The following is a 12700-nucleotide window of genomic DNA, read 5'->3' on the forward strand; positions in this document are numbered from 1 at the left end:
GTGCGGCTGTTTCTTTGTGAGAAGCCCTCCCAGGGCCGAGATATTGCACGCGTGCTTGGCGCCGCACGACGGGCCAGTGGCCATTACATTGGTCCGAACATCGTCGTCACCTGGTGCATTGGTCATTTGGTTGCAGCCGCTGCGCCGGAAGCGTACGGCGAGCACTACAAGCGCTGGTCCATCGAGCACTTGCCGATCATCCCAGATCGATGGCGCCTCGACATCAAGGCCTCCACGGCTCATCAGTTCAGAGTCGTTCGCGATCTACTCGCCTCTGCATCTGATCTCGTGATCGCAACCGACGCCGACCGCGAGGGCGAGATGATCGCTCGTGAAATCCTGGAGCTATGCGAGTACCGTGGCCCTATTCAACGCCTGTGGCTATCCGCGCTCAACGACGCGTCGATTCGCAAAGCCCTCGCTGAACTTCGTTCCGGCAACGAGACTTTGCCGCTGTACCACGCCGCGCTTGCCCGTTCGCGCGCGGACTGGCTCGTCGGCATGAATCTCAGTCGGCTATTCACCGTGCTGGGCCGCAGAGCGGGCTACGATGGCATGCTATCCGTCGGTCGGGTGCAGACGCCGACGCTGAACCTGGTTGTGCAACGAGACCGCGACATCGCGAACTTCGTTGCCGTCCCATACTGGTCCATTGACGTCACACTGTCATCGAGCGAACAGTCGTTTCCTGCGCAATGGACTGCGCCGCAGGGCACGACTGACGACGAAGGACGCTGCATCCACAGGCATGTCGCGCAACTCGCCGCAGACCAGCTGCGAGCAGCACGCACTGTCCAAGTCACCTCGGTCGCCACGGAGCGGATTCGTGAGCCACCGCCTTTGCCATTCGACCTGAGCACACTGCAGGAGACGTGCTCGCGTCGGCTCGGTCTGGACGTTCAAGAGACGCTGGACATCGCCCAGTCGCTCTACGAAACGCACAAGGCCACGACCTATCCGCGCTCGGATTCAGGCCATCTGCCGTCGAGCATGCTCGCCGAGGCTCCCACGGTCCTCGCTGCGCTGGTTGCGATGGATCCGAGCATCCAGCCATTGATCGCCATGCTGGATCGAACGCAACTCTCGCGCGCATGGGACGACCGCAAGGTCACTGCACACCATGGCATTGTTCCAACGCTTGAGCCGGCGAGCCTGTCCGCAATGTCGGACAAAGAGCGCGCGGTATACCAGCTGATTCGAGCTCACTATCTCACACAGTTTCTGCCGCCGCACGAGTACGAGCGCACCACAGCGCAGTTCTCGTGCGCGGATGCGACACTCAAGGCCGCGGGGAAACGAATAGTCAGTAATGGTTGGCGAGTCGCGCTGAACGCACTATCGAATGGCGACGGTGACGAGCGTGTCTCCAACAACGACAGGGGCGAGGTACTTCCGCCACTTGCAAAAGGCACACACTGCTCGATCGGCAGCATCGAGCTGAAGGCGCTCAAGACTCAGCCGTCCAAACCTTATACGCAGGGCGAACTGGTCAAGGCCATGAAGGGCGTGGCACGCCTGGTCACCGATCCGCAGCTCAAGCAGAAGCTCAAAGACACGACAGGTATCGGCACGGAGGCCACGCGCGCCGCGATCATCCAGGCGCTGATCGCGCGCCGGTACCTCATCAAGCAAGGGCGCGCGATCAGCGCATCACAGGCGGCATTCGTTCTGATCGACACCATCCCTCGGGCTATCGCTGACCCTGGAACGACCGCGATCTGGGAACAAGCGTTGGATCTGATTGCAGCCGGACAGATGCCGCTGAGTGAGTTCGTGAGCAAGCAGTCTGCATGGGTCACCACCCTAGTCCACGAGCACTCACGCAGTCGACTGGTGATGCAGGCGCTGGATAAGCACACGTGCCCAACCTGCGACGCTCCAATGCGTGAGCGCTCGGGTAAACACGGCGCGTTCTGGTCTTGCTCCAATTACCCTCGGTGCACGAGTACGCGGCCGATCGAACGCGCGGATCAGCGGAACACTCGTCCAGTCTGCTCGAAGGCCAGCCGCAGACCCGGGCGCGCCGGATAGCAGTGATGATTTCTTTCTCCAAAGTGGCTCTAGCATGCATCGTGGATTCGTGCTCTTGCGGTTCCGGCGTTTGAGATACGGCTCGAGCCGAAGCCGATGCGTAGCGTGCCTGCACCTGCGAAGCAAGTCTTGCTTCGCGCGCCGAACACTGCCAACGGCGGCGTCATCCTCCCTGAGTTCGTCTCATCCGAGCGGGCTTCACGCAATCAATGTGCATTCCGGTGGCCGCGAAGGGTCTCCTGACGCACGAGCGCGGGCGCAGTGTCAGGAGACCCTTCGGGTCAGCGGTAATCGACCCCGGTGCCCGCCGGCGAAACAACGGGTTCCTTTTGTGCGCGGATGCGTGCCGTCTCGTTCCGACTCCAGCCACGACACGGGTCGGGTGGATTTGCTGGCGCATCGGCAGGCTCACGCACAGTCGCGCCGAACGATGACCGGCTCACGGGTGGCCATGCTGTCCTCCGCCGAAGGTGCCTCACCTTCGGCGCCTTCTTCCAATCTTTCTCTCGCACCCACACCCCACAAACACCCTAGAGGACGCATACGATGAATGAACCTGAGTCGTTGATTACATACGGCAGCGTTTGCAGCGGGATCGAGGCTGTGACGGTCGCATGGCGACCGCTCGGATTCTCGCCCGCATGGTTCGCAGACATCGACCCATTCGCAAACGCTTTGCTGGCCCATCACTATCCGCATGTCCCCAATCTCGGCGACATGACGTCCATCGCGCCGCAGATCCTTCGCGGCGACATCTGTGCGCCCGACATCTTGATCGGTGGCACACCTTGCCAGTCATTCTCGATCGCCGGGTTGCGCAAAGGGTTGCGTGATCCTCGCGGCGCACTCACTTTGCACTACGTGGAGCTTGCCAATGCCATCGATCAAACGCGCACACAACGTGGCCAACCGGCCACGGTCATCGCCTGGGAGAACGTCCCGGGCATCCTCTCCGATCGCGGCAACGCCTTCGGCTGTTTTCTTGGCGCGCTCGTTGGGGAGACGCGTGCATTGCAACCTCCAGGGCAGAAATGGACAAACGCTGGTTGTGTGTATGGACCCCAAAGAACAGCCGCGTGGCGGGTTCTTGACGCTCAACATTTCGGCGTCGCCCAACGACGCAAGCGCGTGTTCGTTGTCGCAAGTGCTCGTGAGGACCTCAATCCCGGCGCGGTACTATTTGAGTCCGAAAGCGTGCCAGGGCATTCTCCGCCGGGCGCGCAGGCGAGAGAAAACATTGCCAACACTCCTGCACCAGGCGCTGCAGGCGCAGGCCGGGCAGTTCAAGGCGCGACGCCGAGCTACTACGGACGAACGACACTGAGCGCGTCCTTCGGTGGTGGCAACACGAGTGGCCCCATTGACCTGGCTGCATGCCTCACAGGGAACGGGCAGCGCAATGATTTTGAACACGAGACGTTCGTTGCTCAGGCGATCACCGGTGATGTCAGCCACACGCTCACCGCGGCCCACGATGCTACCGAGGACGGCAATGGCCGGGGTGTACCGATCATCGCTGTCAAAGGCCAGTTTCCGTATGACAACTTTCCAGCGACACAGTCGGCACCTGTCACCCTCGCATTCGCTGAGAACAGCCGCGGCGAACTCGGACTTGAAGGCAGAGACGGACAGCGCGTTGGCACATTGTCAGCCGGTGGCGGTAAGACGGGCCAGGGTGTTCCGACGATCGCCAGTGTCGCCTTGCGAGGACGCAAGCACGGAAGCGTGCCGGAACTCGGTGGCGATCTCGCCCCAACGCTTCGCGCATCCGGCGGGGGAAGCGATAAAGCACACGTGCTGTTGCCTCCGCTTGAGGCACACTTTGAATGCATTCCTCCATCGGCAAGCAAAGCGCTTCAAGGTGCATACGCGACATGGCGCATTCGCCGGCTCATGCCGTTGGAATGTGAACGCCTCCAAGGCCTGCCCGAGCACTACACGCTGGTGCCCTATCGAGGGCAACCTGCCGCAGATGGGCCTCGCTATCGAGCGATTGGTCTGAGTATGGCGGTCCCTTGTGTACGCTGGATTGGTCGGCGCTTGATCGTCACGCTGAGGCATGCGCAGGCGAGCCCTGCTTGCCAACGCCGCTGATCGTAGGAATTGTTGGGTCCGCTAACACATGGTCGAGCTTGGACGCCCTACCAAGGCAGTCTCAGCACCACCAGTCCGCTTCAGTATCAATTTGCGGATGATCGCCGGAATTCATAGCGACGATGCACGATATTACTTCATAAGACCCGACGGACGGCGAGTCCACCCCATGGACCGGGCCCGCAGCACCGTCTTCCAATCCAGAATTTTCAAACTCGCGATGACCTCGTTCGATCGCGACGACCTTCCCTCTAGAAAAGGTTCGCGTTCTTGCAACCGATGCCAACAACACCACCCGACAACTATTGGCGGCGCGATGAGCGCGATTTTCTGAATGACGTGGTCTTTCGTTCCCTGCATTCTCTCTCACGCACCGCTGACGACAGTCGGCACTGCAGGCAGCTATCGGTCTCTGCGGCTGCCCTGCGATTTTCGCAGCGACCGAAGCCAGTCCGCACGGCATCGTTCTACGCGGACGATCGTCACCTGACGATGATGCCAGATGTCACTGATCATTCCTGGGAGAACCTGTCCATGGAAGACGATCCGACGACTGCGGCCCTGTTCGACGCGCTGGCTCGCGAGCAAGCACACTTCGCAGATGCGCCAGAAGCCTTCTTGCGCGCATGGAAGCAAGGCGTGGAACTCGCGGGCGTACGGTTCTTCGGGAACGGGACGCGCGAAGATCTCAATCGCGCCACCCGAAAGTGGGACTTGTGTCCCAACGTCACACTGATCAATGACGCAATCAACGTCTTGAGCCCGGGCGAAGCCATCTTCCTTGCGTCGCTCGTCAGCTTCTACGACTCCGACGACGGTGGGCGCCTGCTACGCCACGTCGGAGCGGACGGCCTTGCCGACCTTGGCCGACTCGATCTCAAACGCCGGACCGTCATCGCCGGCTTGCTGCTCCACTACACCGGTTGGTAGCGGCACAGGCGCCGCTCGGCACTTCTACTTCACCCCAGGGACAGTGCTCCCTGTGGAGCATTGTTCCTCCTTTCATACCAGAGGAGAGATCAGTGACGAAGAACATCACAGGCGACTCACAAGCCACCACGATTGCCCGCACGATCGAAGCGCTGACCGGCGGTCTGAGTCAATGCGCGAAGTGCAGCGCGGAGGCCAACATGCTTGCCAAACGTGGCAAGTTTGACGCAGCCGTCGGCACACTCGCAGGCATCGACGTGGTTCTGAGCGAATCCATCGCACTCTATCGAGCAACACTCGCCCTTCATCGTACGAGGCGGAAAGCCGACCGCGTCACAGCCAACCGTCACATCTTCGCGGGCCGGCGACAGTACCACCGGTAGGACGACACTCGCAGGATTCCTGCGTGCGAGACCCTGATGTCAACTCTCTGGCAGACATGAATCGTGCGACCTCGCGCGAGAGACTGACCCCACATCCCGTTTTCGTTCTTCACCAGCAGGAGTACATTCCATGACTTACGTCATTCATCAGAATCGCGTCAGCTTGCGAAGTCTCAAGACGGCCGACTTTGCCAGCCAGGAAACACTGTGCTTCTCTGCCACGGTGCTCCGTGACGGGCACCCGATTGCGGAGGCTCGAAACGACGGGCACGGCGGCTGCACAGTCCTTCGTCCGCTGAAGCGCAATCATGCGCAACTCGCCGAGGCAGAGGCCTTCGCGAGAACGCTTCCGCCGGTGATCGTCGAACACGACGAAGACCCTTCGGGTAATCTCACCATCGACGTCACGCTCGAGTTTCTCGTCGATCATTTGGCGTCTCAGATGCATGCGGATAGAAAGATTCGTGCCGCGTTCAAGCGGCAATTCGCCAACGAGGTGCTCTACGTCAGAGACGACCAACTGCTGTACTTGAAGGGAGTTCCGCTCAAGACGGTGACGGACAGGTCGGCACTCTTTGCTTGGCTTCGAGCAAACCACAAATCGGACATCACCATTCTTGCCGAGCTTCCACTCGAGGAAGCGTTCTTGCTTTGGAAGCGTTACATGCTCGAGGACGGGCGGTCATGAACCCGTCGACAATCGCACGCAGAGTAATTCGGCGCCTGCGGACTGCCTATTCTCTCGGGACGTGAGTGGAGTGCTGCACAATGCTTGGAACCATGTCTGCTGACATACGTCAGCTGCATGCCCGGTAGCTGTCGATCTTTGACGCTACCGATCCAGTTCGCTTCAGGCATCCCTCGGCGAACGCTCATCGGGTACGACGCTCGATGAAGATGCCAGATCGTTCTTCTCTCCTGTTCCGCGCGGACGCCTACGCCTTCCCCGCGGGACAGGCGTACGTCTCCGCGCTCTCGTTACATTCACGATCGCCCGGAGGCTTCTTCCATGACCACGTTGAACTCCAAGTACTGCAATCTTCTCACAACCGGTGAGGGTCTTGTCGTTGACATCCACACGGAGCGAACTCGGTGGGGTCAAAGCCTGCTGGCCTGCCATATCAAGGCACTCCATGGGCTACGCGACAAGGCGGAATATCTTGACTATGACGCGAGAGTCGTTGGGAAACAGGCTGAGCGTCTGATTCGAAAAGCCCAGAACGCTGTCAACGCTGGCTGCGATGTGCTGATCGCCTTCAAGGCCGGCGTTCGCTGGCTCAGCATTATCAAATACGATGACGACCACCCGAGGGCCGGCGAGATCGACATCGTGCAGAAAGCACGCCTGCTGTTTGTCCATTGGATGGACGTGGACGGCGTGCGCGTCTATACCGCCGAAGCCAGTGCCGTCCGAGACGGCAATGCTGAAGACGCGCTGACCGGCAATGACTCCTCCGATGCCGCCACTCCCAAGCCGGCCGCCGCCGCTGACGTCACAGCGCTCGCTGCGTCAGCCTGATGCATAAGGCCCCCTTCTCGGGGGCCCTTCTTGCGACTCGCTTCAGCCTCATCAAAGCACTCGTTGGACGCGAGTGTTGCAGGAACGTCTGCGCGCTTGCGTCGCTCTGCGATGTCATGCACGTGAACATTTGGCTCATGCCCTCCTCCCTGGCCTCTTCAACAAACCAACGCAAGGAGATGTCCATGTCACAGACAAGCCGCACCGGGGGCTCGTCCAGCTATCTATTGCGATTCTCGGCCGTTGCATCGGCGCTGATCCTCGTTAGAAAGGTTAGAGCCGTGTGGGTTGCGACCGAGCAGCACGCACTGAACCATCGACATGCCTATCGGGCGGCCCACACCAGCCTCCACTTGACGTATCTTGCGCTCGTTGCTGCGCATGGTCCTTACAATCTGGCTGCCGGCGTGCTCTTTGTCGTCATGGCCTTTGGATGGGCTCTGCGCCTGGACGCCGAGTCCTGAGAGAACTTGCGGGCAAGTCGGTACCCATCATCAATGCGGTGCGCCTCACGTTCTCATTGCCGCGCGACGATTCGGACCGTTTCAATCCATCCTCACCGCATGTCTGCTGAATCACCAGCAACATGCCAGTAGTCATCGGTCCGTTGGACTACGACGCGGCTTGCGCCGCGTGACCGAACCAGTTCGCAAAGCATCCTTTGTGCGAACGTCATCAAGTCAACCTGATGATGGATGCCACCGTCGTCCCTTCTGATCCTTTGACCCATGCGGGGCTTAAGTCGCTTGTTCCTGTTGGACCAAGCGACGTCTGCCCGCTTCATTCGTGCAACTTACGGAGATTCGTCATGACGCTCCCATCCCCCAACGTGGACTTCTACAACCTGCAGACCGCAAACATTCGTGGCGTAGGCCAGGTCAAGCAGGTCCGTTCCGTCACGCCCAGGCGAGGCAAGCCGTTCACTGCCTGCACACTCGTCGCGCTGCTTGGCCCCAGCAAGCAACCCAGACACCGATACTTCGACTGCGAAGTGACCGGGCAAGTTGCTGCGCAAGAGATTCTGAAATGCAAGGAAGCCTGCGACGCCGGCCGCAAGATCATGATCAAGTTCGAACTCAGTGCGGCTGAACTCAATCCGTTCACCTATCGCAACGGCGACAGAAAGGACGAGGTTGGCTTTACTGAGAAGGCCAGTTTGGCCGCCATCGATTGGCTCACGATCGATGATGAGCTGAAATATCAGGCCGATGTCAACGCCAACTCCAAGGACGCCGCGGACGAACTCGCTCCTGCGGCGTCCGCCACCAATGCCATCGTGTCTCCGGAGCCCATCGCTGCCGCTTCGTGACGCCTGGTAGGTCACGCGACAGTCGACCGTCGCTCTCTCGCTTTGTCATTTCCACCGACTGCCTGTTGGCGCGTCGTACGCGCCAACAGTCTCGGCCGACTTGCAATCACGGAGCTACCCCATGGGATGGTACTTCCGGCGCTGCTCTCGCGAAGATCTCATCGCAGAGCTGATCAAACCCAGCGATACCGATCGCGCTCGGATCGACGTCATCGCTCATACCCTGAGCGAAAACGTGTTGTGGTCCGTCGTTCGCGTTAATGCCAAGCAATCGGGGGTCATGAATCTCGCCATCGGCCAATCCTGCTCATACATCCGCTGCGATCTGCTAGACCAGCACGGAGATGAGTGGGGATACAAGCCGCTGGACGAATCCATGCATCCCTACTACTACAATTGTCCTCTTGCATATCTCGAACTCGCACCCGTGCAGTGCCCTGAATGGCGTGAAAACGTTCGCGCGTATCACGGTGCTCGTACGCATCACGAGCGCACTCCAGTCGCTTGAACTTCTGCTCATTCGTTCCAACGGGTGCGCCCAAGCATTCTCGCCCCCCCTCTCCATTTTTTAAAGGACACTACTATGGATCCCAAACTATCGTCACTCACCGTCGAACAGCTTCAGATGGTGGAAGAGCAACTGTCGAGAGATTCGTCATCGACCAACATCGAGCTGCAGTCACAATTCGTCCAGTGCGGACTGACGCCGGAACAAGCCGAGCAGGTGCTGATCTACCGGCAGTTGTATCTCGAGCATCTGTACCTCGATGGTCATACGCCCATCCTCAAAGGTGAGCAGGCGATCCGATTCAATCCAAATCGGCAACCGCTTGAGTTGATGACCGGCTGACATTTTCCGACCACCGCAGGGGCATCACTTTGCCCCTTGCGGCTGGGGTGGTGCCTCGTCGTTTCTTGGAGGCATCATGACGACCACCGGTTCCTTTCACCCGCGGTTCGAACCGGGCCGCTTGGAGCTCAGCTCAGGGGTTGAGGACCTTGTGAACCGAGGCCAGCTCAACGTTGATCACTACCTGCATCGTCATCTCCGTGGTGACTGGGGCGATATTGGCAAGGCTGCTCGAGAGGCCAATGAGCAAGCCCTTCGTCGAGGCGGTGTCCTGTATTCGTCTTATGTGCTCACGACAGAGACGAAGCTCATGATCGTCACGGCGGATAGCCGCACAGAAACCGCCGTGCTGCTCGTTCCTACGCTCCGCACTTCACCCTAAGACGCCGTATCGCAGCTCTCGGCAGCGGACCGCCGCTATTGCGCCGTCGGCCATCCGAACCTGATCCGGATGGACCTGCTCGTTCTTCACTCTCGACATCAACGAGTCCGCGTCACAACTCCCGATCTCAAACACTCACTTCATGAGGATACATCCATGACCAATTCCTATGCACCTGAGGTGCAATGCGACCATTCTGGAAAGTGGTATGGCAATGCGCTGCGCTTTGCGAGTGAATCCGAAGCACAGAAGAACGTCCGTGACCTGGCTAGCCGCTGGACGCTGGTCCACAACACCCGCGTCGTTCCCTCCGAGGATCCACCCAACTATCGGTGGGACGACACGCTGGGTCTGGTGCGCATTACCGGTGGCGACGACAAACACGTCGCGCCGGATCACACCGCCACGCTCTAAGCATCGTTCTCTGCCATCACGTCCACATCACACGTCGGGATCGCACCCGACGGGGGCGATCCCGACTCAACGACTCACAAGTTTGAGGAAGGGTCCATGACCGAGAAGTCATACGTTTCCATGGAACGTCGCATCTGCATCGTCTGCGGCACTGAGTACGACACGAACGCACTGCTCATCGACAAGCATCTGCGAGCCAGCTTGGACAGATATACGATCACTGGCTGGGGGCTATGTTCGAAGGACGAGCAGCTATTCAACGCGGGCTTTGCCGCATTAGTAGAGATCGATCCAGCAAAGAGCGGTAGCCCGCCAGACGGTGCGAGCGTCAAACCAGAGCAGGTCTACCGGACGGGCGCGCTCGCGCATCTCAGGCGAGATATCGCCGCGAAGGTGTTCAACGTTCCCATTCGTCAAGGTCTGCCGTGCGTGTTCGTCGAACCAGGCATGATTCGGAAGCTTCAGGCAGCGACGCACGCCTCGACAGATCGAGCTGATGCGACCTGATCATGCTCACCCAGCCACTGCATTGACCTGAGCTGACGCAAGTCTGTCTCCCGCATACGCGGCCCCTCTTGGGGCCGCGTCCTTCCCTGTTTGTTTTCACGATCCGCTCCGGCTCCCTCCCATAGGCGCTCACCAGGTGACTGGCAGGTGCCCTTTTCATTCAAGGCCGGCCCGCATGGGCTAACGCACCCGTGCTGCGCAGTGCCGCCGATCGCCAGTGCGTCTGGCAACCACACTTCCGCTCCTATCACTTCACCCCGATCGAGGAATTCAACATGACCTATTCACAGGATCTCGAACCCGCGGCGGCCCGTGTGTCGACCGCGTTACGCAAGCTTGCAACCGCAGCGAGCGGCCATCTAGGCAGCGACTGTTACATACATGCAGAGTTGGGACGCGTGTTGCTCGCGGACTGCGGTTTCCAAGCCTTGCGCGTCGTGGGCTTTGCCGCGTGGCGTGTCGGCGAAGGCAACGGCGATGTCATTGCTCACGCGCCCTATGTGAAGGGCTATCTACCCGCGGGCGTCAAAGGCTTCGCTTACCACGCATGGCTCGATTGTTCTGGATTCATTGTCGACTTCACGACGTATCAGCTGAGGCACAAGGCGCAAGAACTGGATGCGATGGACGGTGGCCATACGACGGTGAATTGGTGCCCGGCGTTTTTGCTGCTGCCAAAAAACTCAATCCGAAGCTACAAGGAGGTCGCCGCCACTCTGCACCCGGGCGTGGCCTATTACGAAGCACGTCCCGAGCTCGAGCGGGCGTTGCGCACGCAGTTCACACTCGACCCGCAGGACGTTCATGCTGCTCGTGTGATCCTTGCGAATCCGGGAATGACCGTGCTCGGTCCCAACGGCATGGCCCGGCGCATCGATCAGTGATGTTGAATCGATACCCGTTTAGAACTTCACATCCGCAAGTTGGCGGCCCCCGCCGGGGGCCGCATTCCTCGGCTGCGCGATTCCGAGCATAAATCGACTTGCTCGCGACTCGCATTCTCTGCTGATTGCGCCGCAGTTCACCGCCACGCTGCCGTCCAGTCAGTGGTATCTGGGGAACCCCAATGCGTCGCGAGTCGAGTTCCGTCTGTTTTCAGCGCCGTCTCATCTACGCAGGGCTCGCCTGCCTCGGCTTGATGGCAGGGTGCACCGCGACTTCACCGACGGTCGTGGCGCCCGCCACGCCGTCTTCTCCGGAACTCTTGCCGTCAGACGGCACACTGGTCGTGCGTCATGGTCGGTACACGCTCGTAGAGCTGATTCCGGAGCATGACCAAAGCGATCTGATGCAGCAGATCATGGATATCACGTTTCCCGCAGCCGTGATTCACAGTGTCACGGACGCACTTCGTTACCTGTTGCTGCACTCGGGCTATCGCATGAGCGAGGACTGCGAGGCCGCTCACGCCTTCGATGGACTGGCGTTTCCCGCGACTCACGCATACCTCGGACCTCTCACGCTACGCAACGCGCTTCAGGTACTTGTCGGACCGGGGTGGCAGCTAGACGAGGACAACGCATCCCGCACAGTTTGCTTCGCACGCCGCGACGCCGCGCAGCCGGCCGCCGGCACCGTCCGCGGCGACGCGACGGAGCACGGCAATGACTGACCCTGCAACGTCACCTCGATCACGACTCCTTCGCGTCCTTGCGATCGTTTGGGTCACGCTGATCAGCGCTATAGCGCTCGTTGACCGAGTTGCCGTAGGGCATCTGACCCAGCGTGTCGAGGGGAACCTCGAGTATGGCCAGTTGGTGGTGGAAGCCCTCGAGGAGCGGTTGAGTGCAGTCGAGCAACGCATGGGAGCGCTCCAACGTGCTCCCCGCCAAGTCAGCAAGGCCGCGTTTGCCGAGGCGCAGCAAGCACTCGATGATCGGCTTGATCAAATCGATCGAACAATACGTGAGTCAGCGCGCGCGAGCGACCTCGTGTCTCTGCAGGAGCGACTGATCGCCGTCGAAAAAGGGCTGGCGCGCGCGAGAACATCCAAGCGTCCCGCAACGCCCACGCGCGCACCCGATGCCGTTCACACCGAACCGCCGCCTCCAGACCCGCCATTCACCGTGCTCGGCATCGAATGGCGCGGCGGCAAGCGCTTCCTGTCGTTGGCGCCTACCGGCGCGTACTCACTCGATGCCGTGCGCGTACTGCAACCGGGCGAGGCGTACGACGATTGGCAACTTGAAAGCGTGGATCGCGACAGCGCCGCCTTTCGAGTCGCCGGTCGGTTGCAGCGAGTCACGGTTCCATAGAGCACAGACGTGAAGACGATTGTTTC

At 60.2% G+C, this 12700-nt stretch carries 17 protein-coding genes; 16 read left to right on the forward strand and 1 reads right to left on the reverse strand.

Going from position 1 to position 12700, the window contains the following annotated elements; genetic code table 11:
• The 15 genes from EK373_RS00335 to pilL2 all read left to right on the forward strand — a co-directional run bounded on the left by EK373_RS00335 (position 1) and on the right by pilL2 (position 12031).
• Complete coding sequence (locus EK373_RS00335; protein ID WP_129640779.1) at positions 1-2031, forward strand: DNA topoisomerase III; 2031 nt, start codon at positions 1-3, stop codon at positions 2029-2031.
• A 546-nt stretch (positions 2032-2577) separates the two neighbouring features.
• Complete coding sequence (locus EK373_RS00340) at positions 2578-4125, forward strand: DNA cytosine methyltransferase (protein WP_129640780.1); 1548 nt, start codon at positions 2578-2580, stop codon at positions 4123-4125.
• A gap of 495 nt (positions 4126-4620) precedes the next feature.
• The gene (locus tag EK373_RS00345; RefSeq protein WP_129640781.1) at positions 4621-5055 is read left to right on the forward strand and encodes a hypothetical protein; all 435 of its coding nucleotides are present in this window, start codon (positions 4621-4623) and stop codon (positions 5053-5055) included.
• A 92-nt stretch (positions 5056-5147) separates the two neighbouring features.
• The gene (locus tag EK373_RS00350) at positions 5148-5438 is read left to right on the forward strand and encodes a hypothetical protein (RefSeq protein WP_129640782.1); all 291 of its coding nucleotides are present in this window, start codon (positions 5148-5150) and stop codon (positions 5436-5438) included.
• Between the two features lie 130 nt (positions 5439-5568).
• A complete protein-coding gene (locus EK373_RS00355; protein WP_129640783.1) occupies positions 5569-6126 on the forward strand; it encodes a hypothetical protein in 558 nt (185 codons plus the stop codon).
• A 321-nt stretch (positions 6127-6447) separates the two neighbouring features.
• Positions 6448-6957 carry a DUF3577 domain-containing protein gene (locus tag EK373_RS00360; protein ID WP_129640784.1) on the forward strand — a complete coding sequence of 170 codons (510 nt, stop codon included), beginning with the start codon at positions 6448-6450 and terminating at the stop codon, positions 6955-6957.
• 185 nt (positions 6958-7142) lie between these two features.
• On the forward strand, positions 7143-7421 hold the full coding sequence (locus EK373_RS00365; RefSeq protein WP_129640785.1) for a hypothetical protein: 279 nt from the start codon (positions 7143-7145) through the stop codon (positions 7419-7421).
• Between the two features lie 344 nt (positions 7422-7765).
• On the forward strand, positions 7766-8266 hold the full coding sequence (locus EK373_RS00370) for a DUF3577 domain-containing protein (protein ID WP_157994172.1): 501 nt from the start codon (positions 7766-7768) through the stop codon (positions 8264-8266).
• Between the two features lie 121 nt (positions 8267-8387).
• Positions 8388-8774: a hypothetical protein gene (locus EK373_RS00375; protein WP_129640787.1), complete on the forward strand. Its 387-nt coding sequence runs from the start codon at positions 8388-8390 to the stop codon at positions 8772-8774.
• A 75-nt stretch (positions 8775-8849) separates the two neighbouring features.
• The gene (locus EK373_RS00380) at positions 8850-9116 is read left to right on the forward strand and encodes a hypothetical protein (RefSeq protein WP_129640788.1); all 267 of its coding nucleotides are present in this window, start codon (positions 8850-8852) and stop codon (positions 9114-9116) included.
• 76 nt (positions 9117-9192) lie between these two features.
• Positions 9193-9498 (forward strand): hypothetical protein, encoded by a 306-nt coding sequence (locus EK373_RS00385; RefSeq protein ID WP_129640789.1) that lies wholly within the window; start codon positions 9193-9195, stop codon positions 9496-9498.
• A gap of 156 nt (positions 9499-9654) precedes the next feature.
• Positions 9655-9912, forward strand: coding sequence for a hypothetical protein (locus tag EK373_RS00390; protein ID WP_129640790.1), 258 nt, complete (start codon positions 9655-9657; stop codon positions 9910-9912).
• Between the two features lie 96 nt (positions 9913-10008).
• Positions 10009-10419 carry an ATPase gene (locus EK373_RS00395; protein ID WP_129640791.1) on the forward strand — a complete coding sequence of 137 codons (411 nt, stop codon included), beginning with the start codon at positions 10009-10011 and terminating at the stop codon, positions 10417-10419.
• 275 nt (positions 10420-10694) lie between these two features.
• Positions 10695-11303: a hypothetical protein gene (locus EK373_RS00400; RefSeq protein WP_129640792.1), complete on the forward strand. Its 609-nt coding sequence runs from the start codon at positions 10695-10697 to the stop codon at positions 11301-11303.
• A 182-nt stretch (positions 11304-11485) separates the two neighbouring features.
• Positions 11486-12031 (forward strand): PFGI-1 class ICE element type IV pilus protein PilL2, encoded by a 546-nt coding sequence (pilL2, locus tag EK373_RS00405; protein WP_129640793.1) that lies wholly within the window; start codon positions 11486-11488, stop codon positions 12029-12031.
• 19 nt (positions 12032-12050) lie between these two features.
• Here the strand turns inward: pilL2 and EK373_RS00410 are convergent, their stop codons facing one another.
• Complete coding sequence (locus EK373_RS00410; protein ID WP_129640794.1) at positions 12051-12308, reverse strand: hypothetical protein; 258 nt, start codon at positions 12306-12308, stop codon at positions 12051-12053.
• A gap of 42 nt (positions 12309-12350) precedes the next feature.
• On the opposite strand from EK373_RS00410, the gene EK373_RS00415 reads away from it, so the two are divergent.
• Entirely contained in the window at positions 12351-12674 is a 324-nt protein-coding gene (locus tag EK373_RS00415) for a hypothetical protein (protein WP_129640795.1), read from the forward strand.
• Positions 12675-12700: the final 26 nt, after the last annotated feature.

This window comes from Peristeroidobacter agariperforans, from assembly GCF_004138335.1.
GTDB lineage: Bacteria > Pseudomonadota > Gammaproteobacteria > Steroidobacterales > Steroidobacteraceae > Steroidobacter > Steroidobacter agariperforans.

Excerpts from the sequence above, each read along its gene's own strand:
- EK373_RS00355 (WP_129640783.1), top strand. The coding sequence starts at position 5,569 with ATGACTTACGTCATTCATCAGAATCGCGTCAGCTTGCGAAGTCTCAAG.
- pilL2 (WP_129640793.1), top strand. The coding sequence starts at position 11,486 with ATGCGTCGCGAGTCGAGTTCCGTCTGTTTTCAGCGCCGTCTCATCTAC.
- EK373_RS00340 (WP_129640780.1), top strand. The coding sequence starts at position 2,578 with ATGAATGAACCTGAGTCGTTGATTACATACGGCAGCGTTTGCAGCGGG.
- EK373_RS00400 (WP_129640792.1), top strand. The coding sequence starts at position 10,695 with ATGACCTATTCACAGGATCTCGAACCCGCGGCGGCCCGTGTGTCGACC.
- EK373_RS00345 (WP_129640781.1), top strand. The coding sequence starts at position 4,621 with ATGCCAGATGTCACTGATCATTCCTGGGAGAACCTGTCCATGGAAGAC.
- EK373_RS00365 (WP_129640785.1), top strand. The coding sequence starts at position 7,143 with ATGTCACAGACAAGCCGCACCGGGGGCTCGTCCAGCTATCTATTGCGA.
- EK373_RS00385 (WP_129640789.1), top strand. The coding sequence starts at position 9,193 with ATGACGACCACCGGTTCCTTTCACCCGCGGTTCGAACCGGGCCGCTTG.
- EK373_RS00390 (WP_129640790.1), top strand. The coding sequence starts at position 9,655 with ATGACCAATTCCTATGCACCTGAGGTGCAATGCGACCATTCTGGAAAG.
- EK373_RS00395 (WP_129640791.1), top strand. The coding sequence starts at position 10,009 with ATGACCGAGAAGTCATACGTTTCCATGGAACGTCGCATCTGCATCGTC.
- EK373_RS00360 (WP_129640784.1), top strand. The coding sequence starts at position 6,448 with ATGACCACGTTGAACTCCAAGTACTGCAATCTTCTCACAACCGGTGAG.
- EK373_RS00370 (WP_157994172.1), top strand. The coding sequence starts at position 7,766 with ATGACGCTCCCATCCCCCAACGTGGACTTCTACAACCTGCAGACCGCA.
- EK373_RS00380 (WP_129640788.1), top strand. The coding sequence starts at position 8,850 with ATGGATCCCAAACTATCGTCACTCACCGTCGAACAGCTTCAGATGGTG.
- EK373_RS00375 (WP_129640787.1), top strand. The coding sequence starts at position 8,388 with ATGGGATGGTACTTCCGGCGCTGCTCTCGCGAAGATCTCATCGCAGAG.